18 protein-coding genes are annotated in these 24,801 nt (G+C 46.4%); 11 read left to right on the top strand and 7 right to left on the bottom strand.

The window, feature by feature from the left end:
- Positions 1-52: 52 nt before the first annotated feature.
- Positions 53-2,899 carry an insulinase family protein gene (locus K6Y21_RS13215; RefSeq protein ID WP_233072314.1) on the top strand — a complete coding sequence of 949 codons (2,847 nt, stop codon included), beginning with the start codon at positions 53-55 and terminating at the stop codon, positions 2,897-2,899.
- 57 nt (positions 2,900-2,956) lie between these two features.
- On the opposite strand, the gene K6Y21_RS13210 is transcribed toward K6Y21_RS13215, so the two are convergent.
- A complete protein-coding gene (locus K6Y21_RS13210; RefSeq protein WP_233072313.1) occupies positions 2,957-3,967 on the bottom strand; it encodes a D-alanine--D-alanine ligase in 1,011 nt (336 codons plus the stop codon).
- A gap of 364 nt (positions 3,968-4,331) precedes the next feature.
- Between K6Y21_RS13210 and K6Y21_RS13205 the strand changes: the two genes are divergently transcribed.
- From K6Y21_RS13205 to K6Y21_RS13185, 5 genes are all read left to right on the top strand, one after another.
- Complete coding sequence (locus tag K6Y21_RS13205; protein WP_233072312.1) at positions 4,332-4,685, top strand: hypothetical protein; 354 nt, start codon at positions 4,332-4,334, stop codon at positions 4,683-4,685.
- 307 nt (positions 4,686-4,992) lie between these two features.
- Positions 4,993-5,259, top strand: a complete 267-nt coding sequence (locus K6Y21_RS13200; RefSeq protein ID WP_233072311.1) for a YihD family protein — start codon at positions 4,993-4,995, stop codon at positions 5,257-5,259.
- A gap of 81 nt (positions 5,260-5,340) precedes the next feature.
- On the top strand, positions 5,341-6,765 hold the full coding sequence (ccoG, locus tag K6Y21_RS13195) for a cytochrome c oxidase accessory protein CcoG (RefSeq protein WP_233072310.1): 1,425 nt from the start codon (positions 5,341-5,343) through the stop codon (positions 6,763-6,765).
- The gene (locus tag K6Y21_RS13190) at positions 6,765-7,751 is read left to right on the top strand and encodes a serine/threonine protein kinase (protein WP_233072309.1); all 987 of its coding nucleotides are present in this window, start codon (positions 6,765-6,767) and stop codon (positions 7,749-7,751) included. Before ccoG ends, K6Y21_RS13190 begins: the two co-directional genes overlap by 1 nt.
- 33 nt (positions 7,752-7,784) lie before the next feature.
- Positions 7,785-8,396, top strand: coding sequence for a thiol:disulfide interchange protein DsbA/DsbL (locus K6Y21_RS13185; protein ID WP_233072308.1), 612 nt, complete (start codon positions 7,785-7,787; stop codon positions 8,394-8,396).
- Between the two features lie 98 nt (positions 8,397-8,494).
- Here the strand turns inward: K6Y21_RS13185 and K6Y21_RS13180 are convergent, their stop codons facing one another.
- From K6Y21_RS13180 to K6Y21_RS13160, 4 genes are all read right to left on the bottom strand, one after another.
- On the bottom strand, positions 8,495-8,908 hold the full coding sequence (locus K6Y21_RS13180; protein WP_233072307.1) for a DUF2141 domain-containing protein: 414 nt from the start codon (positions 8,906-8,908) through the stop codon (positions 8,495-8,497).
- Positions 8,909-9,260: 352 nt separating this feature from the next.
- Positions 9,261-10,634, bottom strand: a complete 1,374-nt coding sequence (locus K6Y21_RS13175) for a glycoside hydrolase family 18 protein (RefSeq protein WP_233072306.1) — start codon at positions 10,632-10,634, stop codon at positions 9,261-9,263.
- An 833-nt stretch (positions 10,635-11,467) separates the two neighbouring features.
- Positions 11,468-12,958 (bottom strand): glycosyl hydrolase family 18 protein, encoded by a 1,491-nt coding sequence (locus K6Y21_RS13165; protein ID WP_285229745.1) that lies wholly within the window; start codon positions 12,956-12,958, stop codon positions 11,468-11,470.
- A 176-nt stretch (positions 12,959-13,134) separates the two neighbouring features.
- A complete protein-coding gene (locus K6Y21_RS13160; RefSeq protein ID WP_233072305.1) occupies positions 13,135-15,906 on the bottom strand; it encodes a glycosyl hydrolase family 18 protein in 2,772 nt (923 codons plus the stop codon).
- A gap of 288 nt (positions 15,907-16,194) precedes the next feature.
- On the opposite strand from K6Y21_RS13160, the gene K6Y21_RS13155 reads away from it, so the two are divergent.
- Complete coding sequence (locus tag K6Y21_RS13155; protein WP_233072304.1) at positions 16,195-17,835, top strand: AMP-binding protein; 1,641 nt, start codon at positions 16,195-16,197, stop codon at positions 17,833-17,835.
- Positions 17,836-17,895: 60 nt separating this feature from the next.
- On the opposite strand, the gene K6Y21_RS13150 is transcribed toward K6Y21_RS13155, so the two are convergent.
- The gene (locus K6Y21_RS13150; protein WP_233072303.1) at positions 17,896-18,405 is read right to left on the bottom strand and encodes a glycine cleavage system transcriptional repressor; all 510 of its coding nucleotides are present in this window, start codon (positions 18,403-18,405) and stop codon (positions 17,896-17,898) included.
- 337 nt (positions 18,406-18,742) lie between these two features.
- Between K6Y21_RS13150 and K6Y21_RS13145 the strand changes: the two genes are divergently transcribed.
- A complete protein-coding gene (locus K6Y21_RS13145; protein WP_233072302.1) occupies positions 18,743-19,810 on the top strand; it encodes an alpha/beta hydrolase-fold protein in 1,068 nt (355 codons plus the stop codon).
- A gap of 108 nt (positions 19,811-19,918) precedes the next feature.
- Positions 19,919-20,845: a polysaccharide deacetylase family protein gene (locus tag K6Y21_RS13140; RefSeq protein WP_233072301.1), complete on the top strand. Its 927-nt coding sequence runs from the start codon at positions 19,919-19,921 to the stop codon at positions 20,843-20,845.
- Between the two features lie 15 nt (positions 20,846-20,860).
- Here the strand turns inward: K6Y21_RS13140 and K6Y21_RS13135 are convergent, their stop codons facing one another.
- On the bottom strand, positions 20,861-22,366 hold the full coding sequence (locus K6Y21_RS13135; protein WP_233072300.1) for a YifB family Mg chelatase-like AAA ATPase: 1,506 nt from the start codon (positions 22,364-22,366) through the stop codon (positions 20,861-20,863).
- A 484-nt stretch (positions 22,367-22,850) separates the two neighbouring features.
- Here K6Y21_RS13135 and ilvG point away from each other — a divergent pair, with 484 nt between their 5' ends.
- Together ilvG and ilvM are read left to right on the top strand one after the other, a co-directional pair.
- On the top strand, positions 22,851-24,497 hold the full coding sequence (gene ilvG, locus K6Y21_RS13130) for an acetolactate synthase 2 catalytic subunit (protein ID WP_233072299.1): 1,647 nt from the start codon (positions 22,851-22,853) through the stop codon (positions 24,495-24,497).
- Positions 24,497-24,760 (top strand): acetolactate synthase 2 small subunit, encoded by a 264-nt coding sequence (gene ilvM, locus K6Y21_RS13125; RefSeq protein ID WP_233072298.1) that lies wholly within the window; start codon positions 24,497-24,499, stop codon positions 24,758-24,760. Before ilvG ends, ilvM begins: the two co-directional genes overlap by 1 nt.
- Positions 24,761-24,801 lie beyond the last annotated feature (41 nt).

The following is a 24,801-nucleotide window of genomic DNA, read 5'->3' as shown; positions in this document are numbered from 1 at the left end:
GGGGTTGATTTACGTTAACATGAAGGCTGGTCACTAATTTGAGGTTTACTTGATGAGATTCGTGTTAGCACCTAGCCGTTTTCTGCTGTTATGTTGCTGTTTATTGATTGCGCCATTACAGGCGCAGATTATTACCAGCCCCAATGATGATCGCGATTATAAGGTCATCACCTTAGATAACCAATTAGAGGTGTTGTTGGTATCTGACCCGAGTGCCAAAAACAGCGCTGCCACCATCGCCGTTCCTGTTGGTAGTATGCATAATCCCGACACTCAACTGGGCTTAGCCCACTATCTCGAGCACATGCTGTTTTTGGGCTCTGAGCGTTACCCTGAAATTAATGATTACAGTAAGTTTATGCGGTTAAATGGCGGCTATACCAACGCCTATACCGCTCAAGATCGCACCGTCTATGGTTTTGAAGTGAATGACAAGGTTTATGGTGAGGCACTTGATCGTTTAGGCGATGTCATGCGAGCACCGCTATTGGATGAGCACTATGCCGACAAAGAGCGCAGCACGGTCAATGCTGAGCAGCAGACTTATAAAGGTCATGATGGTCGCAAGTTATACGCCCTTGAGCGATTTACCCTTAACCCTGACCATCCCATGTCACGCTTTAGTACGGGCGATTTGGAAACCTTAAAAGATAAGCCCGGCAGTAAGTTACAAGACGAACTGGTGACCTTTTTTAATGCTTACTACAGCGCTAATTTAATGAAGGCGGTGCTGTATGGGCCGCGAGATCTAGCCACTCAAGAGCAGTTAGCCAAACAGTATTTAACTCAGATCCCCAATCGAGATGCGAAAACGCCTTTGATCCTCGCGCCCTTGGTGACCGAAAAAGAGCTGGCGATCGAGGCAAGCCTCAAACCAAGCTCTGACATCAAGGTATTAAAAATGAGCTTTGTTATGCCCAGCTTTGCCGAGTTTTACCCCTACAAACCGGGCATTTTTGTTTCGCGTATTTTAGGCTCAGATCGCAGCGGCACCTTGTCCGATTATCTGCAGCAAGCGGGCTTAATTGAGTCGTTAATGGCGGGCTTTGATGCCCGTTATAGCCCTACTGACAGTAGCATGACGGTTCAATTTCAGCTGACCGATGCTGGGGTACGCCAGCAAGATAAGATCATTGCGGCCACGTTTGCCTACATTGAGTTAATCAAGCAAACCGGTGTTACCCAAGCACAATATCAAGCCTTGGAGCAAAGTCTCACCAACAGTTTTGCGTATCTACCAAAAAAAGGCGGATTTAGTTACAGCATGGTGCTGGTGGCCAATATGCTCAGTTTGCCCACTGAAGAAGTGATCTCTGCGCCGTTTCGCCTTGATGGGTTTAATCCTGAACTCGTCAAGCAAACATTGAGCTACCTCACGCCCGAGCGAGTGCGACTCTTTGTGGCTCACCCTGAAGTCGTGGGTGACAAGGTGTTGTATTCCTATGGTGATAGCTATCGTGTTGCCCCTATTAGCGCAAGCCGAATGAAACAATGGCAGCAGCAATTACCTGTGTTGACTAAAGCCATGCATTTACCCGAAGGTAACCGCTGGTTGCCGGAAGACAAATCCATCGTAAAGCCTGAACATCAGCAACAAGCAGTAGAATTAGTTAAGCAACCGGGTTTGTCATTGTGGTTTAAGCAAAGTGCGTTCTTCCAAGAGCCAAAGGGCAGCATTGCCGTAGAGCTCAATAATGATTTATTGGATCGCAGTGCGCAGCAACGTATTACAGGGGCCTTGCTCAATGAGATCCTAGCCAAGCAGCTGGTTGGGTTAAGTTATGAAGCGGGTGAGGCGAATTTATCCTTGTCGGTCACAACCAGCAATGGCTTGTTATTCACGACGGGGGGCTTTAGCGATAAGCAAAGTGAACTCATGCTGACTCTGCTTGATACGGTGAAATCGGCGAAATTTAGTCAGCAAGCGTTAGATTTGGCGAAAGTAGAAATTCGCCGTTTAATCGAAAACAAGCTGAAAGATCAAAGTATGTCGCTGGCATTTGCTGAGTTTCGTAATCTGGTGCGTTTACCCTCGTGGTCAGACCAAACCTTACTGACTGAGTTAGATAAGGTGAGCTTAGCTCAGTTAACCCAATTGCGTGATGACATGTTTAGCCAAAGCGCACTGCGTATGCTAGTGACGGGTAACTTTACCAGTAAGCAAGCTATCGCCTTGCAACAGCAAGTCGTTAAACGTGCCCCGATTGCTAAACCAGACTTTTATAAGCTGACACGCATTACGCCGCAGCCAAACCAGCGTTTAGCCTGGTCATTGGCCAGTGAAATGGGCGATGCTGCTTTGGCATATATTTTTATCTCGACCAAGGCCGGTGAAGCGGGGCAAGTGCAAGCTGAATTACTCAATAAAATTGCCTACTCGGACTTTTATGATTTGATCCGCACTCAAGATCAATTGTCTTATTCCCCTTTTACCTTGAGCTTCCCTGTGGATGACTATGCCGCCTTTGGTTTGTTTACCCAAAGCCCAGAGCAGGGGCCTAAGCATTTAAAACAGCGTTATGACTTCTTTATTCAACAATTTGCTAAAAAGTTGGCTGACTATGATCAAGGCGAATTTGCCAAAATCAAACAAGCGCACATCGCCAACTACCAGAAAAAACCAAGTAATCTTGGTGAAGAGTTTGGCTATATTCAAGGACAATGGGATGACCAAAAGGCCGATTTGAATACCAAGGCTAAACGTATAGCTTTGATCGAGCAGACGACGTTGAAACAAGTGCAAGACTTGTATCAAAGTATGGTGCTGGGTAAAGATAATGAGCAGTTCTTAATTCAAGTGAGAGGCAGTCAATTTGTTGAATCACCTTTGGCTGAGTTAACTGGCTCAACTAAGGTAACGGATCTCGATAAGTGGCAGCAAAGCCGCCATTCTCAGTAGAAGTATTGAATCGAGAGACTAAAAAGGCGCTTTATCGGCGCCTTTTTAATGTCCATATTAAGAGGATATTGACCGTTCAATCACATCGTTCAGGTAGTCGCTAAATTGATGGCCATGGTTAGCCAGCATTTGTGGGAACATGGACGTTTTGGTCATGCCTGGAAATGTATTGATTTCATTGAGTAAGATCTCGCCTTGCTCGGTTAAGAAAAAATCAATGCGTGATAGATGCTGTAATTTCAATCCTTTAAACGCTGCGACGGCGTAGGCTTGCATTTGCGCGATTTGCTCCGGGCTGAGATTTTGTGCTTCGACCTGAGTTAGCGAATGGCTGTCGGCGGCGTACTTTTCTTCATAGGTATAAAAGGTATTGTCTGGGCAGATGATCTCGCTAGGGACGGTTGCGATCACTTCTCCTTGATACTCGTAAGCGGCGATTTCGAGCTCGCGAGCTTGTACGGTTTTTTCAACTAAGACATAGTCGGAATAGCTAAAGGCGTCGGTGAGCTTAGCGCCAATGTCGGCCCTGTCGCGTACCAGATAACAGCCCACCGATGAGCCTTGTGATGCCGCCTTGATAAACACGCTGCCCCAATTATCGAATGCTTGCTGAACTTGCGCTAAGGTCGCGTCATTAAGTTCGGTGATAAATAATGACGGGGTGTTGGGGATGCCTAAAGCATCAAACCACATTTTTGAGCTGATCTTATTAAAACATAAGGTATTGGCTTCGGGGCCGCAGCCCATATAGGGCAGTTTTATCATTTCAAAAAAGGATTGAATGGTGCCCGTTTCACCCGGATAGCCATGAATGCAGGGAATCGCAAAATCCATTACATGGCGGATGGGGTCAGCGTCAGTATTGACCGTTAAGCATTTCTGCATATCTAGCTGGCAAAGCTGTTGTTGATCATTAAGCCATTGGCCTGTTTTGCTTATTGTAATGCGATGAAGGCGGATATGTTCGTGTTGCGAGAGTTGCTGCGCGATAAAATCGGCTGAACGTAACGACACTTCGTGCTCAGCACTTTCGCCGCCACAAAGTAGCAGAATGTTTAATATATCCATGGTGGTCCTCTTCACTTATATCACAACATATGGTGCAGGATTCTACCTGTCGTTATGCGCGCTGGCTAGCAAGGATATGTCAGAATATATCCATGGGAGTCCTCTATCACTTCTACCACTTCTATCACAACATAGGGTGCAGGATTCTACCTGTCGTTATGCGCGCTGGCTAGCAAGGATATGTCAGAATATATCCATGGGAGTCCTCTATCACTTCTATCACAACATAGGGTGCAGGATTCTACCTGTCGTTATTCGGGCTGGTTAGCAAGGATATGTCAGCAAGAGAGACAATTGGGTAAGTTTGTTAGGAGAAAACGCTTTTTTACGGTAAATTTAATTGCCTTAATCAAGGATGAATGCAATGACTGCTCGCTGGAAGCAAAACTCGGCTTATCTGTTATCGGTGACCATGTTACTGATGACCTTAGCTGCTTCCGGATCCGCCTCGGGGAGTGGGGCGGGTGTGTTAGTGTGTGCTCAGGCCGGCTTCTACAGTATTAGCTTGGCTGAAGATGGCTCAAGTCAAACCAGCCGTTATTGTGCCCTGTGTTTGGTGGCTAATTTTGTCTTTGATAATTTACCCCAATTGACTTTTGGTGAGAGGTTGGCTGCTTCTTACCTGTTGCGACAACATTTGGCTGTGTTGTCGCTCGCTGTCCCATTATATTTTGTCAAACCCCTGACCCGTGCCCCCCCGTCTCATTCAGCCCTCTAGCGACCTTTTCGCCATGAGGGATACGGAAAATTGAGCGCCGGTGAGGGTGGCCCCCTTGCCGGTTGTGATCATCCTGTTAGTGCTATCTATTTGCTTGATCTGTCTTGATTTTGATAGGGGAAAAACCATTGCCGACAACCAATGCCTTGCCTAAACGCCGATAAATTCTTGCTCAAATCAAACATCTCCAGATATGTCGGTTAAAAATAGATCTTACTTGGTGCAAATTATACAATGTCCGCATCAATGAGCCTTTGAGCTCTGCTCTCAGCTAAGGCTTATACCTATTGCCGATGGAGATACCAAAATGCATTGTCACCGCGTAAACGAAGTCATTGAATTATTACAGCCCTACTGGCTAAAACATGCCGAACTAAGCTTAGTGGAGGTATTGGCTCAGCTTGCCAAAGAAGCGGGCCATGAAGGTGAGCTCAGTCAGGTGCCTGATGACTTGATTATTTACCATCTAAAAATGCGAGAGACGCCTGAAGGCGACATGATCCCAGGCATCAAAAAAGACTGTGAAGATGACTTTAAAACTGCGCTGCTAAAAGCACGGGGTTTAGTGAAATAAGAACAAATCGAAGGGCAGCTTCCAAAATAATTATTATCTGCCCTATGGGTGAGCAAATGTGTGGCAAGTGAGGGAAGAGTGATGGATCGAAAGATTGATGTAAAAGACGTCACCGCAACAAAAAAAGCAGGACGTAAAACCGGTAAGGCCAGTGTCGACCGATTTGATCCCAGTAGTACCATCTATGTGCGTAGTGTGACTGGGGTTTATCAGAGACTGCGTAAGTTTATGGGTTGGTTTCTGCTGTTATTGTTTATTGCGTTGCCGTTGATCCCGTGGAACGGCCATCAAGCTGTGTTGCTGGATATTGAACATAATCGCTATCACATCTTTAACTTGACCATCTTTCCTCAAGATCTGACCTTGTTGGCTTGGATCTTTATTATTGCCGCCTTTGCCTTGTTCTTTTTTACCACTTACCTAGGCCGTGTTTGGTGTGGTTACACCTGTCCACAAACAGTTTGGACCTTTATTTTTATTTGGTTTGAGGAGTTGTTTGAAGGTAAGGCCAACAAGCGTAAAAGATTGGATGAATCGCCATGGGATGCCAATAAGTTATGGCGAAAAACCGCCAAACATGCCAGTTGGTGGGTGGTGTCGCTATTAACTGGGCTCGCCTTTGCCAGTTATTTTGTACCGGTGAAGGAGCTGTATGTTTCTTTTTTTACCTTCAGTTCAAGTTTTGCTCTGACATTCTGGGTATTGTTTTTTGCCACTTGTACATACATTAATGCGGGTTGGATGCGCGCCATTGTCTGTACGCATATGTGTCCTTATGCCCGCTTTCAGTCGTCGATGTTTGATAAAGATACCTTTATTGTTGGTTACGATGCCAAACGTGGTGAAAATCGCGGCCCGCGTTCACGCAAAGCCGACCCGAAAGAGCTTGGTTTAGGCGACTGTATTGACTGTGATTTATGTGTGCAGGTGTGCCCAACTGGCATCGATATTCGTGATGGTTTGCAGTATGAATGTATTAACTGTGGCGCTTGTATTGATGCCTGTGATCAAACCATGGAGCGCATGGGCTATGCCAAAGGCCTGATTTCATATACCACGGAGCATAAGTTAAAAGGCGAAAAAACCGATGTCATCAGACCTAAAATTATCGGTTACGGTGTGGTGCTGGCCATTATGTGTGGCTTGTTTGTGTGGAATTTGCTGACCATCAAATCCATTGGTTTTGAAGTATTGCGCGACCGTAATGCCTTGTATCGGGTGACCGATGAAGGCTTAGTGGAAAATGCCTACACTTTTAAAATTATCAACAAAACCATGCTGCCACAGCAATATAGTTTGTCGGTGTCTGGTTTACCTGCACCTGTATGGTCTGGGCCAAGCGATATCTCGGTCGCACCGGGTGAAGTGTTTACGCAGCCTATTAGTATCGCGGTGGACCCTTATGAGTTAGAAAAGTCGATTCAGGTGATCCAATTTAAAGTCCAAGATAGCGACAGTGATGAGTTCATCGAACAAGAAAGTCGCTTTTTCAGTGAGAGCCGTTAATGACCACGAATATGGATTTTGCTTACGCCAATTTGACGCCTGATTTGGTGTTAGATGCCATCGAAGCGGTGGGCATTTATCCTGAATCTGGGCTGTTGCCCCTGAATTCCTATGAAAACCGAGTTTATCAGTTTCGCGGTGAGGGGGTCAGCCGCTATGTGGTTAAGTTTTATCGTCCGCAGCGCTGGTCGGCCGAGCAAATTCAAGAAGAGCATGATTTTAGCTTTGAATTAGCCGAGCAGGAGATCCCTGTGGTGGCGCCAATGCGTTTTAATGGTGAGAGCTTACTCCATTACCAAGGCTTTTATTACGCGATTTTTCCGAGTGCGGGTGGGCGTGAGTTTGAGGTCGACAACCTTGACCAATTGGAATGGGTTGGTCGCTTTTTGGGGCGGGCTCACCAATTGGCCAAGGCTAAGCCATTTCAACATCGTCCGACTATCGATCTGGCGAGCTATTTACATGAGCCTAAGGCGGTGTTAAAGCAGTCGGGTTTTATACCAGACTATCTTCAAGATGCGTTTTTCACTGTGTTAGATCAGGTGGTTGCAGCCTGTGAGGCACAATATCGCCCTAACCAGTTGTTACGTTTACATGGTGATTGTCATCCTGGCAATATTTTGTGGCGTGATGAGCCGATTTTTGTCGATCTCGATGACTGCCGAATGGGGCCTGCGATCCAAGACTTATGGATGTTATTGTCGGGCTCACGCCAAGAACAGCAATTACAACTGGATGTTATTTTGGAAGGGTACAGCGAGTTCTGCGACTTTAATCACGATGAATTATCGTTAATAGAGCCGCTGCGTGCTATGCGAATGGTGCATTATATGGCATGGTTAGCCAAACGCTGGCAAGATCCCGCTTTTCCTCATAACTTTCCTTGGTTTAATACGCCGCGTTACTGGGAAGAGCAGGTCTTGGCATTGAAAGAACAATTGGCACAGTTGGCTGAGCCTCCCCTTAGCCTAATGCCTGAATACTAAAATCTATCACGGAAGATCTGATAAGGAAGCACAATGAAAAAATATCTTTTGATGTTGGCTGCGATGGTGTTACTGCCTTTGGCAGCACAAGCCGCTAAATATGAAGAAGGCACTCATTACGAAATCGTCAAACAAATAGGCACCAAACAACCAGAGGCCATCGAGTTTTTCTCCTATTTTTGCCCCCATTGTTACAAGTTCTCGCCATTTATGGAGCAGTTAAAAAAACGCGCGCCAGAAGGGGTGAAGTTTAAGAAAAACCACGTCGAATTTCTTGGCGACACTATGGGCCCTGAGATGGCGCGTGCTTTCGCCGTTGCTGAATTGCTAAAAGTGGAACCAGAATTATCGAGCGCCATGTTTGCTGCTATCCATGATCAGCGCAAACCAATGACCAATCGTGATGATATTAAGGCGGTGTTTGCTGAGATTGGTGTTGACGAGGCCAAATTTGATTCGGCGGCCAATAGCTTCCCAGTTAATGGCATGCTCAAACAAATGCAACGTAACACCGAAACCTTCAAAATTCGTGGTACACCGGCTGTGGTCGTTAATGGTAAATATCTGATTAACCCAAGCTCTGTACGCAGTATTGACGAATATTCTGCGTTGCTAAACTACCTACTTACCCAAGTGGAGAAATAGTCACCTAAGATAACCCTATTTGAAGCTTGTTTTAAAACGCACACGTTGAACCACAGCGGTGCGTTTTTTTTGCTCGCTCTTTTTCCTGTTAGCAAGCGTTAATAAACTAAGTTGATAGTGATATGGGATGCTGGCTCATCTACCTCGAACGCGGCTTCTGCAAAAGGCGGCGGACCAAAGTTGGCTTCGGCGTCATTGCTGAACCCGTATCCCTCTGTGGGTATACCGAGAAAATTAGTGCCTAACTTTTCGTCTTGATCTTGATCGTGCATGATGGCGATGGCGTAAGTGCCCATCGGGATATCGCTGAAGGTGGCGCTGGCATTGGGTGGGGTAAACTCGGTCACGATGAGGCTTTGCATCGCCGGCGCAGCGGGGAATTTTTCTCCCTTATCAAACAGAGCCAGTCGTATATCTCCTTGGCTATTGGCAATGTTATTGATTGTGACTGTGATATTGGCAGCAAAGACATTGCCGGTAAACAGTAAGGTGAGAAGTAGCAGCCTGCCCATATGGACTCCCATTGTTCTATGGTCTGGTTGAAAATACATTGGGTTTTACAGGGTTATTTTGCCACTGTTGGGCTGAGTGGGCCCCATAAAGCTTGATGATTTATTGTGTTTTGTGATTTCAGGAATGATTTTCTTCGGTGGAACGGTCGTTGCTGTGTGCAGTATAAGACATGTGTTTAAATTAATCTTAGCTTGCTGCGCAAGAGTCAGATTGCGATATGGGTGAGTAAAATAAGCATGCTTGGATGGATAAAAAAAATCCTTTTCCGGTGAATGGGCCTACACCGGAAAAGGGCTCCTGGGATCAATAAGGGAGCAAAGTATAGCGGTGAGGCTAGTGCCTCACGAAAAGCTATTTGGTTTTATGGCCAAGGCCTTTGTTCATGGCGCGTAGGAGGGTACCGTCATCTTGCGTAATTTCCCAAGAGAAGATGCCGCCGTAGCCTTGGTCAACAACGAATTTACCTTTGGCTTCGATTGAACGAGGGTCATCAAAGCTGATAAATGCGCCGGTATTCTTGTTATAAACGTAAGCCGCTTCCGCTTCTTCGTCATAACCGTATTGGTAACCGTTTTGGTCAACAAATTTATTCATGATTTCTTTGTAAGAAAAGTATCCCGCTTCGCCTGTATCACTGGCGTGCGCTTTACCCTCTGTGCCGCTTTCTGGGAACTTAGCTTGGTCTTCCCACTTAGCACCTTCCCAACCACGGCCGTAGAAGGCTGCACCTACGACGAGCTTGTTCTTAGGAACGCCCGCATTTTCTAGGGTTTTAAGCATGGTATCGACGCCCATTCCCCATAAGGTGTCTTTCGTTGAGTGTAGGTTAGTTAAGTGGCCTACCTGTGGACCCCAACCGCCAAAGAAGTCATAAGTCATGGCGTAAACGTGGTCCATGTATTTTTGTGCTTCGGCAAAGTCGATGTTAGCAACTTTACTTGGGGTGCCGTTCACTGCGGCAGAAAGCTCGTATTTACGGCCGGTTTTTTCGCTTAACTTATCCAGTTCAGCGCGTAGCTCTTTCATGAGCAGGGTAAATACTTCACGTTCGTGGGCTTTTTCTTCTTCGGTCAGAGAATTACCACGCCAGCTGACGTGTGAGTTATCTTCACCGCCAGGGTATTCCCAGTCGATATCGATACCACCAAAGAAGTCGTACTTAGCAATTAGCTCAACCGCTGTCTTAACAAAGGTTTTACGGCCTTCTTCTGATTTTGCCATGGCGCGGAAAGGCTCCGACATGGTCCAACCACCGAATGAAGGCAAAATGACGAGATCTGGGTTTTGCTGGTGGATCTTTTTAAGCTCACCGAAGTGGCCATAGTATTCTTGTTTTTCCGGTTTCTTATCAAAGCGAACATCAAGTGCAGCTTCGGTATCAACTATGGTCGCGGTGAAAGGTTCTTTACCTTTACAGTTTTCCTCAAGCATTTTTTTGAGGCCGTCGTTGACATAGTTATGAGGTGCACACATAGAAAGGAAAGCATAGATAACGTGAGTTAAATTCTTAACCGGAATATTGCGAACGGTGTAAACGTCACCTTGGAGGCGCCAATCGGGGAAATAACTTGCAACCACTTTGCCTGACGTGTTCGGCGTTACTTTATAAGGCTTCGCTTTTGGAGCTTGTACATAACGATGGTTTTCTGAACTTTCTGCTAAAGCTGGAGCAGCGGTTGCAGCAACCAGTAAGCTGGTTAATAACGAAAGTTTAAATTTGTTCATTATTCCCTTCCCTTCTAATCCGAGTACCAAGTGGGTTCTCGTGGTCCGTTGTCGTGGTAGAAACATGTTGTCAGAGTTAGCCAGTAAAAAATAGGGGGAGGTTCATGGCTTTTCATGAAACTTCAACTTATATCATTTAAAAACAGTGCCTTAACTTTAGTTGTCGGGTGTTTTTCATCATGCATGGATCTACGTCTATGGGATTTTGTGAGCAGGGTCTGCTTTTTTACGTGATGGCCACTCGATCTGTTTTGAAATGCAATTTGTTGCATTATGACAATCTTGATCGCAGACCCGTTTGACTCACGAAATGATCATGAAAAAACACAGGATGAAATTTCAAGTTCATAATAAACAATGGTTTAGATAATTTTACGGTATGGTTTTAGGTTGTTATTTGTTCGCTTTATTTCACGAAATGCGCGATGAATCGATCGGTTTAACTGAGAAGATGATGAGAATAATGTAAGTTTCCATGAGGAACTAATGGTCTTTTTCTCTGTTAGCGCGCTTTGGTGCCGCAACCTTCTGAGCGCTAGGGTTCGATTAAGTCCGCCTGAATTTTGCACCTAGGGTTAACGTATCGAGGTGATGATACTGTATAGAATTAGCTTAGCAACAACCATGATGCAACTGGTAATGGTGCAATTGGTAATGGTGCAATTGGTAATGGTGCTGGCATTGCTAATGGTGCTGGAGAAAGGCGACATGGTTTTGCTATTAGGTGATGATAAGGCAAGTTAATGATGACGACACTCTCTGGGTGAGCGAACGTACTAAACAAAAAAACGGAAGCAAGGCTTCCGTTTTATCTCTAGGTTAAGGCTTTTACCTTAAAGCTGTTTCCAAGGTCCCCACTGTGCCACACCAGGCTCTTCGCCTTGGGTCCACCATTTGGCTTCATAAAGCTTGCCATTGTGGCTTACTTTATCACCCGATAAATAAATACTGGTGGCTAACCAAGCATCTTGAGGCGCTTGACTCGGTTCGATTGTTGGCTCTGCGGTCGGTTCTGCAGTCGGTAACGGCGTTGGCTCTGCGGTCGGCTCAGCAGTCGGTAACGGCGTTGGCTCTGCAGTCGGCTCTGCAGTCGGTAACGGTGTTGGCTCCGCCGATGGCTCAACTGTTGGAACTACGCCATCTAAAGCTTCCCATGGCCCCCATTGGGTGCTGCCGGGTTCAGTGCCTTGTGTCCACCATTTTGCCTTATAGGTTTTGCCTTGGTAGGTCACGATATCACCTGAAAGGTAAACCGATGACGCATTCCATTCGCCACTTGGCTCAGTGGTTGGAACGGGTGTTGGCTCGCTGGTTGGGGTAATGCTTGGCTCAAGGGTCGGCTCTAGCGTTGGCTCTAGCGTCGGTTTAATCACGCCCGTGCCACATTCTCCTGTGCCTGTGTTATGGATCACCTCATGCATCGCATTGAGCAGTGAGTATTGGTTTGGGGCATCTTGGGTGAGTTCCCAGTTCATGATACCGCCTGCTTGCTCTAAGGCGAGTTTGGTTTTTTCTTTGATCAGTGGAATACCATTGTAGTAGCCACCACCGGATTGGTCACGACATGCAGCGCTTGGGTCCGCAGCAACAATATCACGGTATTTTTGCCATGTTGGGCGCGCGTAGAAAGGCACACCTAAGACAATTTTTTCTTTGGCTAGGCCACGGCCACTCCAGTAATTAATCGACTCAACAGCGACTTGGTAAGTGGAATGATCACTGTTGTTCGCGTCGTAAGCCATTAAGTTTAAGAAATCGATGTCATCAAAGACCGCGCTCTCAACCCCAGCACCCGTGTAGCCATAGGCAACAACGGCAGCGGTTAAGAATTTACCCTTAGGCTTCAGTGCTTTACTTAGTTCATCCATCAGTAAGGTGTAGCGCTGTGCACTTGCACCTGGATCGGGGTATTCCCAGTCCATGTCAACGCCGTCGAGGTTGTATTGCTCTACAAACGCCATCACATTATTGATGAAGTTTGCGCGGCTAGCAGGGTTGGCGGCTAAGGTTTCAAATGCGGAGTCATTACCGCCATTCCAACCGCCAATGGCGATACCGACTTTAACATTTTCGGCATGGGCGCGGCTGACTAAGTCAATTAAGGTTTGCGGCGCATCGATGGGCTTCAATGAGCCATCGGCATTAGGTAGCAAAAACGAGTAGTTGATATGGGTCAGTTTGTCGTATTGAACTTCAGCAGTAGAGCCCTGCCAAGAAGGGTAGTAACCTACCACTTTAAAGTCTGCGGCGCTCGCAGCAACTTGAGCTGACGTACCCAATAGAGAAGCAAACGCAATGGCTTGCGCTAACTGTTTTAATTTCATAATAACCTTCCTTGTTATGTTGTGTACTTAGCTATCCGTGCCAAGTACAAATATGATTACAGATGGCGTTGAAATTGTGAACAGTTAGTCATAAATAGGGGCAGGATTTGTGCGTAAGTTCGAATTTTTATGCAGCTTACAGCCTATCTAAGCACAGTGTAAGCTGCATCCTTAGCTTAGCGAGCGCTAAACCAATGAGGGAAGTGTTGCTTGAGCACAGGGACATAAGGGCGCGCGATAGGCAGGCGCTTATCGTCAATTTCCACTTCGTATTTCAGCTTGGTGACCTGATGTACCTTAACTACCTTTTTCGGATTAATCAGCCAAGAGCGATGAATCTGTAATAAGACTTCATCGTCAAAGTAAAGCTTAATGGTTTTAAGGCGTAGCGTCAGATAAATAGGATCTGATTTATTGGGTAAATAGATACCACTGTAGCCTTTTTCTGCTTTGATATAGAGCAGCTTGTCTTTGCGTGAGGCAATGTCATATAGCTCAGATAACAGTTGTGGCTCTTTGGTGATCTCGTGTAACTGACGACGCACCATTTGGATTTGTGTCACCAAACTGTGGAAGTAATAGACATCATCCTCGGTCAATGGCTCTTTGCTGTATAACTCGAAACTAAACTCGCCTAAATCAGGGTGCGCGATGGTAATACTGTCTTGGTGTTCGTCGTTGTCCTCTTCATTGGTGTGGATCACGTTATCACCTTGATACACCTTCACTGTAGGCTGACTCGGATCATTAATGAACACATCAAAAGCTTCTTTAATCAGTTCATTAATGTCTTTGAGCTTGCAAGCGTGGGACGAAAAGGCTTGTAAGCTTTGTAGGCGCTCATTAGCGGTTTCCAGCTGGGTTTGTTTCGACGCTTGCTGGTGTGGGTCGGCGGGCAACACCTTGACTTTTGGCACCGCTAATTGAGGAGGCAGTGCTTGTTGCAACAGTAAATGACAGCTATGTTGATGAGCTTGCGCATCAAACTTAATATCGGCACAAAGTGAGCTTACACATTGTTTGATAAGAGAGATATTCGGCATTTGCGCCAAGCTGACCACGGGCGGTGCCCCTTCGGTTAGCATGCTGATACAGGTGCTTCCTGCTTGTGGGCTCGCACTAAAGTAAATATGTTTACCTTTATCACAGTTATCTGTTGCCCACGAAATAAGGGTTATCAAGAGCTTTTGCAAATACACAGGATCGGCAATGACGGTTGTGTTGTCATCGAGTTTTGAGCTGTCAATGTGTACCCCTTTATTGTCGATATAGGGCAACAAGATGTTGATACTGACATTCAAAATATCTTTAAAATTAACCGGGCCGAGTTCGGCATTTCTCGGACTTTGAGCCAAGTTGGTGTCATGGAGCAGGCTGTGAATCAAGTGGTTGACTTCTAAGCCGGTTTGACCAATTTGGTGTAAACGGATCTGGCTTTCTTCGGCCAGTAGGTTTTGATGATCCTTAATGCGTTGCGACAAGGCAGCGATGCCTTGCAGCGGAGTATTGAGCTGTTGCAATTGAGACTTTAATTTTAGGTATTGATCCCTATCTTTTACATCGGCTTCCTCTTCTTTGTACTGAATATATTTCACGCGTATCAGTAGCAAGATCATCAATAAGGTAAAGGCTATGGTGAGTAAAATGCGGGTTTTATAATTGGTATAGAACAGCTCGGCTTGAAACAAGATCGCTTGCCAAGGATAAATGGCGGCGTAGGTTTGACGAATTAATGAGTCTTGGCCTTTTAGGTCGTTATGTACCTGGCGAATGGCGATCCCTGCTAAACCAAGCCGCTCCATGTAAGACACCTTTTCACTTAGGGAATCTTCACTTTCATAACTGACAAAGTGGCCGCCATTTTTGTCAGGGTTGAACAACCAGGATGCTTTAGCGCTATTGTCCCAATGCTTTTGATAAGCTGGATTGTCTAAAAAGCCGACCAAGTGACCGCGATTATAAAGCCCTGTTCTGCCCGAACTGGTGGTATCCCAGCTGCCCCAACTGACGTCTGTCCCAACTTGATATAACCCATTATCTTGGCGCGGTACCTGATCCCATGCGGTCGCAAAACTGGCAATATTGATCACGATTTTCTCTGCTGGCGCACCTTGTTGCAATATATTGCGCACCGCAATATCAACGGAGTTGGCTTCGGTATTGGTTTGCTTGAAATGCTGTTGGGTTGCCGAGTTGAGGTAAAGTGGAGTGATATGGTTCGTGAGCTTGATTTCCTCCCAGTATCCATGCATGTAAGCGGTGGATAGGCTAATCAAATCTAGGTATTGGCTAACCTCTTTAACCTGCCAGTTATGCTCATAGCCAACGGCGGCGGGGATGGTGCTAATCAATAAGTACTTCTTACGATCTTTTTGTCCTTCGAGGTAAAGCTGTTCATTTAATTCGGCCAATAACAGGGTGAAGTTTTGTTTATCTGCTTCAAGGCCATGCTGTTTCGCTCGTTGGGTGATAACGGGAAAGTTCCAGTCGATTTCAATGCCATCAAATTGATAATACTTCATGAATTCAATGGCCGATTTGGCAAAATCAGCACGCAGTTGCGGGTCGGCGGCAATATTTGAGTAGTGTTCGGAGCGGCCCCAGCCACCAATGGAAATAATGGTTTTAATATGAGGGTAGATCTTTTTTAAACTGACCATTTGGCCAAAGTTGCCACTGAAAGGTAAGTTTTCATCAGCATCAGGGTATTGCAGGTTGAGATCGGCATATTCATCGCCAACCTCGACGGTGCCTTCTGAGTCAAATTTGGCACTTTGGTAGACGAGGTGAGTTATTTGGGTACCGGGAACATCTTTGATGTGATAGTTAGGACTGTAAATTCCCCATTGCTTGTAGTACGCCATAATTGCTGTGTTTTCAGTTGCAGCAACTAAGTTCACCCACAACAAGTTGCACAAGATGGCTAACATGATCCACAAAGAACGCATAATGAATTGCTTCTTCCTTAATTAATAGCTTGTAGAATAACAGTTTTATTTTTTTTATATGCGCATTAAAAACTAGCCAGCAGGGAGAAGCAATTACAGAATCGGTCTGCTGTGATCTTCCTATCGAAATGTGCCCATTAATTGTTCATTCTTATTTTCTCTATTGCTTTCTGCTTTGTTTGGGGATGCCCATTCTAATCTTAAATTAAGTTAATCTTCACTTTTGTAAGTTGCGTTCTGCCTTGGATCTCCTAAGATCGGCAAGATAATAAAGGTTAAGAGATAATTATGACATTTGAACACCCCATTGCCGCACTACAACATTGGCAACAAAATGAACCAGAGCGAATTTATCTTAGGCAGCCTCAGGGTGATGAATTTATAGAATACACTTGGCAACAAGTCGCGGATCAGGCGAGGTGTATTGCGAGTGCGCTTAAGGCGATGGGGTTTGATCCTGGCGAACGAGTGGCCATCTTGGCTAAAAACAGCGCACAATGGTTTATTGCTGATTTAGCTATTATGTTGGCAGGTTATGTGAGTGTGCCAATTTATCCTAGCGCGAGCAGCGAAACCATTCACTACATCCTTAAGCACAGTGAGGTTCGGGCTATTTTTGTTGGTGCCCTCGACCATTGGGCAGACCAAGAAAAAGGCATAGAAAGTGATGTGGTGCGTATTGCCATGACGGCAGATACCATGCCTGCCGCACTACATTGGCAAAAGTTGGTGCAAAATAATCCCCCGATTGATTACCCAGTTGCGTTGGATCCTGAAGGGAAAATGAGCATCATCTACACCTCAGGTAGCACAGGGGATCCAAAAGGGGTGGTCATGAGCTTTGCGGGCTATACCAGGGCGGCTTACCACCTTATCGACATCTTACAAATTCAGTCATCAGAGCGAGCGGTTTCTTACTTACCGTTAGCTCACATTACCGAACGGGTTTATGTACAAGGCTCGTCCTTGTTTTCGGGGTTAGTCACCGTGTCCTTTGTTGAATCTTTGGCGCGCTTTAACGATAACCTGTGTGCCATTAAACCCACGCTGTTTCTCTCGGTGCCGCGACTATGGTTGAAATTTCAACAAGGCATTTGGCAAAACTTACCGGAGAAAAAATTAAACCTGCTACTAAAGTTACCCATCATCAATACCTTAGTGAAGCGAAAAATTAAACAAGCCCTAGGTTTAGAACATGCCCGTCTACTTGGTTGTGGCTCTGCTGCGGTATCGACTGAGCTACTGCGATGGTATGCCAAGTTAGATATCAATATTTGCCAAGCTTGGGGCATGTCAGAAACCTTGGCATATGGCACCTTAAATGTGCCCTTTAATAAAGATAAGATTGACTCCGTAGGCCGAGTGGGGCCGGGGGCTGAAATCAAGGTCTCAGAACAAGGCGAGCTGTTGTTTAAAAGTGATGCGCTGTTGGACAAGTATTTTTTACAGCCCGAGTTGACGCGACAGTTTTTCACTAAAGACGGTTATATCCATACCGGTGATAAAGCAGAGATTGATGCGGATGGGTATGTTCGTATTACGGGGCGGATCAAAGATATATTTAAAACGGCCAAAGGCAAGTATGTGATGCCTGTTCCCATTGAAGCCAAATTCGAGGACTCTTACTTAATCGAACAAGTCTGTGTGGCCGGTGATGGATTAGCGCAACCCCTTGCTTTAGTGATTTTATCTGAGTCAGCAAAAGCATTGGATCGAGGCCAGCTTGAAGTGAAGCTCAGTGAATTATTGACTCATATTAATGAACGATTAGAGTCCCATGAGCGGTTGGCACATCTTGTTGTGTTGGGTGATGCATGGACACCTGAAAACGGTTTGTTAACGCCGACGTTGAAAATCCGACGTCACAAACTTGAAGCTAAATATAAGGCGCTGTTTGCTGATTTAGCGAGTGAGATTAGCTGGCATTAACCATCAAGCCATCATCATAGCCATCGCCATAAGCGATGGCTTGATGCAATGAAGAGGGGGTTAGGCGACTTCTGCCACTTCAATTCTAAAATCATTAGAGAGCTTTTCGAGCTCTGCAACCAGCATGTCTTTGCCCATGTCTACCGGTACCATCAAGGTCATTTCAGCAATGAAGACGGTGCTGCCAATACCGATAACGCCAAAGCGATGGTTTTCCATGTGTTCAATAGCCACGCCTTTGCTATCAAAGAAGTGCATGATATCGCTGATGATACCGGGGCGATCGTTGGCTTCAATTTTCAACTCAAGCTCTTCACATTCTGTCACCGTGACCAGTTTGATTTCAGAGGTGCTGACATGGAAATTAGGAATACTGTTAAAATCTGCTTTCAGCGCTGAGAGGTTCTCACCGGGAATATCGATTTTGATGATACCGGCAATTTGACCTTCTAAGCGGCTGATCTTACTGTCAAGCCAGCGTCCTTCTAGCGCATGGGTTTTGCCAGCTAATAGTTTGAGTAAGTCGGGGCGGTCCTCGCCGGCAATGGTTGCTATAAATTGTGTGTTCATCTTATTCCCCTTAGGCTAGCAGAGTAGCTTTATTATTTAACGACGATTTATGGAATAACTCGCGTAGATACAGTAACAACTTCTAACTCAACTATTCGTGATCTTGCTCAATTAACCTCTTGATGAGAAAGAATTATTAACTGTCTCCGTTAATTATAGCTGAACTTTAACTAAACAGGCCCTAATCACAAATCAAACCGAATTGACGTTAAAAATGTTATTTTTTCTGCTTTTTTGTTGATCACATATTGATGGTTTTGATGATAGTGTTAATTCCGTTAATGCCTATTGTCGCGTTCATTTTTTAGGCTAATGCTTGTTTAGAAAGGGGGTGAATATGACTAAGCAAGCCAATCAAATCAGATGTTGTTTCGACCATACCCGCGCACCGTATTTCGTGACCGCCACGCACCTTGGCACCTTGCTGTGCAAATTACGACACAAATGGCTGCTCGTATTTGTTCTCTGCTTTGGTGCTCTGCACTGTAAGGCGGACAGCTTGGCGCCTGCGAGTGGCAAACTTGATATGTTAACCATCTCTGCCACCGCCTTGGTGGGCAATGGTGTGGCAACCGATGCGAAACAACAATTAATGGTTTATCTGCCCCCTGGCTATCAAAAACAACCCAGCAAGCCCTATCCTGTGGTGTATTGGCTGCTTGATTTTAACCAAGGCATCTATGCCATCAAATCCTTGAAGCAGCAGCTTGATTTGTGGTTTGCAAAACCAAGCCATCAAGCATTTGTGTTGGTTGCTGTGACCGGCACCAACCAGTTTGGCGGTAGCTTCTACTTGAATTCGAGCCTAACAGGTGACTGGCAAGATTATTTGCTGTGGGATGTGCCATCACAGGTTGCTCAGCAACTTGCTGTTCGCAACGATCCCTCTGGAGTGGCTTGGGTGGGGTTTGGTATGGGCGGACTTGCAGCGATGAATCTTGGTTTGCAATATCCAAGTCAAGCCAGTCGTGTGGCTGCGCTTAGCCCGATGCTGATGCAAACCCAACTGATGAAGCAGTTCTTACCCTTGATCCCAAGGCCCATTTTACATGCCTACTCTGCCGTCGTGACCCCGGTAGCGGGAGAAACTTATGGTGTGTTGCCGCAATTTAATGATTCACAAGCCGATTTGGATATTCAGCAGGCTTGGTATGCGGGCATGGCAAACTGGGAACAAAAAATGGCATTATTTTTTCGAGAATACCCCGAGAGTGATATCTTATTAGGCTGTGGTAGTGGTAGCTCGCCGGGGTTTAAAGAAGGCTGTGAAGCGTTGCACCAGATGTTTAATCAGGCTTATTTAGATCACCAATACATTACGTATAGCGGCAGTCCAGAAGCAATCTGGCAAGCCCAGTTCAAGCAAAGTGTTTTACCTTGGTTGCAACAAAAGCTTAAGTTTTAGTCCGAATCAGGTAAATGAGATTAAGCTGTTTTGATTATATAAACATTTCACCAATACAAGCTATTATTCATTATATGCTGATAAATAATGGTAAATGGACTAAACCGAATGAACAACACGTTACTCACCGAACTGGGCTTTGCCTCAACCGACAAAGTGGTGCTGTTTCATTGTGACGATATCGGTATGAATCATGGCAGTATTCAGGCTTATCAAGAGCTCAAAGAATTTGGCTTAGCGCGCTCTGGTTCGGTGATGGTGAATTGCCCTTGGTTTTTATCGGCGGCTAATTTGGCCAAAGCCAACTCAGATGCGGATTTAGGTGTGCACTTGATGCTGACCTCGGAGTGGCAAGAATATCGCTGGCGGCCTATTTCTAATCAAGGCGCAGATTCTGGGCTGGTTGATCAAGACGGTTTTTTACATCGCAGCGAATATGATTGTTGGCTTAATGCTAAACCTGAAGCCGTAGAGCAAGAGGTGATAGCTCAAATCGAAGCGGCATTGCAGGTGGGGATGCCAATCAGTCACCTAGATTCCCATATGTTCGCCATGCTTTCGGCAAAAACCTTACCTATATTTCAGCGCATTGCGCAGCGTTATTATTTGCCTGTCATGGCCATGCACTTGGATTATTTCAAACGCACCCCTCAGTTTATCAAACATACCCAAATGCAGCGTACCAACACTCCTTTAGTGCCGACGTGGCCAGAGGTGACAACCACTGCGGCACAAATGCAGCAGCAAGGTTTTAAGCTGTTTGATCATTGGTGTGGCTTACCCTACAACGATGCCGGTGATCGCCTTGGTCAAATCAAACACGTTTTGGCCGAGCTGCCTGCCGGTGTGACTTTTTTCATGTTGCACCCTTCATTGGATACCCCCGAGCTGCGCGCCATTTGTCCCGGTGCCGATTGGCAAATTAGGGTCGCAGATTATCAGGCCATGCTTAGCCCAGAGCTCAAAAGCTATATCCAGCAACAGGGTATTCAGCTGATTTCATTTCAAGAAATAAGAGCGTTAATGGCGAACTAATGACTGCCAATCACTTTAACGCTGCAAACTGGCTAGCAATCGCTCCATGGCGCGATAGTTCAGTGCTTCGGCCAAGTGTTGACGATTGATATACTCAACCTGCGCCAGATCGGCGATGCTGCGGGCCACCTTGATTAAGCTGTGCCAAGTGCGCACAGATAGGCCGAGCTTTTCGATGGCGCTTTCTAAAAACTCGGCGTCGGCTTGCTGCAATGGGCAAAACTGTTTGATTTCCGCCGCGGTTAAATGGGCATTTAGCTTGTCTTGGCGCTGTAATTGAATGGTGCGGCTGGCTTCAACGCGCGCCTTGATGGTGGCGCTGGATTCACCTTCTTGGTTGGTTTGGCTTAGGCTGCCTTTAGGTAAGATGGGGATCATTACCGACAGATCAAAACGATCGAGTAACGGCCCTGATAAACGCTGTAAATAGCGCTGAATTTGATCGGGCGTACTGCGACATAGTTCGCCTTGATGATAACCGCAGGGGCTAGGGTTCATGGCTGCAACGAGCTGAAATTTGGCGGGAAAGTTAAGCCTTGCCGTTGCCCTTGAAATCGTAATTTGCTGGCTTTCCATCGGCTCGCGCAAGTTATCTAAAATGGCGCGAGAAAACTCCGGCAATTCATCCAAAAATAAAATGCCATTGTGGCTTAGGCTGATTTCACCCGGCTTAGGCTTACCCCCTCCACCGACTAAGGCCGCAGCCGATGAACTGTGATGAGGCTGGCGAAAAGGCCGGGCTTGCCAGGCTAACGAAGGCACATCACTGATGGAATAAATCGCGGCTGTTTCTAGCGCTTCGGCCTCGGTTAAACTGGGCATAATACTTAGAATACGGCTGGCCAACATGGTTTTTCCGGTGCCGGGAGCGCCCACTAGCAGTAAATGATGGCCGGCACTGGCGGCGATTTCTAGCGCCCGTTTACCTTGATATTGGCCGATGATGTCGGTCACATCGCCATGGTCGTTGGCAAAGCAGGGCGCTTGATGTTCTGGGGCGTTGGCTAGTTCACCTTGACCACAAATAAAGCGGCACACTTGCAGTAAATTGGCTGCCACTTTATGTTCACCTTCAACACAACTGACCTGTTCGGCATTGGCCTCGGGCAGCACCAAGGTGCGCCTCGCCGCGCGTGCCGCCATTGCGACAGGTATCATGCCCTTGCAAGCACGTAAGTCGCCGGAAAGGGCTAATTCGCCATAAAACTCATATTGCTCAAAGTGAGTGGCAGGTATTTGGCCGGAAGCCGCTAAAATACCCAACGCGATGGCTAAGTCGAATTGGCCCCCGTGCTTGGGTAAATCAGCGGGCGCCAAGTTCACGGTTAAGCGTGAACTGGGAAATTCAAATTGACTGTTTTGGATGGCGCTGCGCACGCGCTCTTTGGCTTCTTTTACGCTCGCTTCTGGCAAACCAACAAGATTAAAGGCGGGTAATCCGCGCCCTAGATGCACCTCTACGGTCACTTCAGGGGCTGCTATTCCCAATAGACTGCGGCAATTTACAATTGCAAGTGACATGTTTGGCTCCGTGGCTGGATAAACTCGCGTAAGTTCAGTATTGGTCAGATATTGATCTGAGCAAAATTAATACGGATTTTTTTGTCAATTTTTGTCGAAGAAATGGATCGGGCTAATCGGCAAAATGCCTCCCCTATCTTTTGTGTATTATCGATAAGTTAGATGAATATACCTCTAATCCGGTTTTTGGCTTTATTTTATATCTACCTAAGCCGGGTAAACTTGATAAAACTAGGGTTTTTCTGCTGCTTGCCTGTGTTGATGCAAATGGGCATTTATGATAGTTATGTAGTCAGTTTCTAAACAATTTCGTGACTGAGTACTCAATGTTTAAAAAAATTAGCCTAATTATTCTAGTCCTAGTGGTGGTCATTCAACCATCGCTCGGGGGAATGTTGGCTAAGATAAAATAACTCAGACAAACATTTTAAACCCCCGACCTGAAAAGGCTCGGGGGTTTTTTTTTGACTTAGGATGTGTGGTTATGAATGGTGCCCATTTTGTGGTTAAGGCATTACAACAACAAGGCGTGAAACAAGTATTTGGCTACCCAGGTGGTGCCATCATGCCGGTGTATGATGCATTGTATGATTGTGGTGTAGACCACTTGTTATGTCGTCATGAACAAGGCGCGGCCATGGCTGCCATAGGTTATGCGCGCTCTACCGGCGGTGTGGGTGTGTGTATTGCCACCTCAGGCCCAGGTGCGACAAACCTGATCACAGGTTTAGCCGATGCCTTACTTGATTCGGTGCCGATTGTTGCCATTACCGGCCAAGTGGCCTCGCCATTAATTGGCACGGATGCGTTTCAAGAAGTGGATGTGCTGGGCATGTCATTGTCTTGTACTAAGCACAGCTTTATGGTGCAAAGAGCTGAAGATTTAGGCTCGGTCATCGCACAAGCTTTTGAAGTGGCTCGCTCGGGCCGCCCCGGCCCAGTATTGGTCGACATTCCAAAAGATATTCAATTAGCAGCCATCGAGCACGCCTGTATTACTCATGAAGTGACCGAGCCAGATGCGCCGGTGCAAGCCGATATCGATGCGGCTCGCACCTTAATCAGCCAAGCTAAAAAGCCGCTACTTTATGTGGGCGGCGGGGTAACCCTGGCCCATGCCGAAGCTGAGTTACGCGACTTTTTAGCCAAAACTAAGATGCCAAGTATGACCACGCTAAAAGGCATAGGCACCATAGCGCCGGACCAATATGCGTTTTTAGGCATGGTCGGCATGCACGGTACTAAGGCCGCCAACTATGCGGTGCAAGAAGCGGATTTATTAGTGGTGGCAGGTGCGCGTTTTGACGATCGCGTGACCGGTAAGTTAGATGAATTTGCCGTTAACGCCAAAGTCATTCATCTTGATATTGATGCCGCTGAACTGGGTAAATTACGTCAAGCCGATGTCGCTATTGCGGCGGATTTAAAGCAAGTATTACCGCAATTGGCCATGCCGTTGGATATTGCCCCATGGCAGCAGCATGTACTGGCCATGAAGCAAGAATACCAATGGCGCTATGACCATCCCGGTGAAGCCATTTATGCGCCGCTGCTGTTAAAGCAGTTATCTGATATGGCACCGAAAAATACGGTTGTCGCCTGTGATGTTGGCCAGCACCAAATGTGGGTGGCGCAGCACATCGAATTTGATAGCCCACGCGATCACCTTTCTAGTTCGGGTCTAGGCACCATGGGCTTTGGTGTGCCCGCTGCGGTAGGGGCCCAAGTGGCGCGTCCGCAAGATACCGTGATTGCGGTGTCGGGTGACGGCTCGTTTATGATGAATGTGCAAGAGCTGGGCACTATTAAGCGGCGTAAATTGCCGGTGAAGATCTTACTGATCGACAACCAGCGTTTGGGCATGGTGCGTCAATGGCAAAAGCTGTTCTTTGAAGGTCGTTATAGCGAAACCATTTTAACCGACAACCCAGACTTTGTGGCATTGGCGGCGGCGTTTGATATTCCGGGCGAAACCATCGTGGTTAAAGAGCAGGTGCAAGGAGCCCTTGAGCGCATGTTAAACAGTGAAGGCGCGTACATTTTACACGTTGCTATCAGTGAAGAAGAAAACGTTTGGCCCCTTGTTCCACCGGGTGCTGCTAACGACAAAATGATGGAGGAGTGTGAATAATGTTACATCATCTAAGTGTATCGGCTGAGCACAGCCCAGAATTGTTAGAGCGCGTATTACGCGTAATGCGCCATCGTGGTTTTCATGTTCAAAACATGCAAATGAACTTAGTCACCGAAAACCGCCAAGTGGAACTGCAAGTGGCACTGGCCAGCGAGCGTGCCATTGAGCTATTAACCAACCAATTAGCTAAACTAATTGGCGTGACTTCGGTGCAAGTACTAGAGCAAGCCAGCGCAGCCAAGTTGGTCGCCGTTAAATAAAGATTATCGCCACTGCTGCCACGTAACGTGGTAACCAAAAA

Source organism: Motilimonas eburnea, from assembly GCF_021295345.1.
Lineage (GTDB): Bacteria > Pseudomonadota > Gammaproteobacteria > Enterobacterales > CBDFNC01 > Motilimonas > Motilimonas eburnea.
Note: the sequence above shows the minus strand (reverse complement) of the source record. Positions and strands in the feature narration are given on the sequence as shown.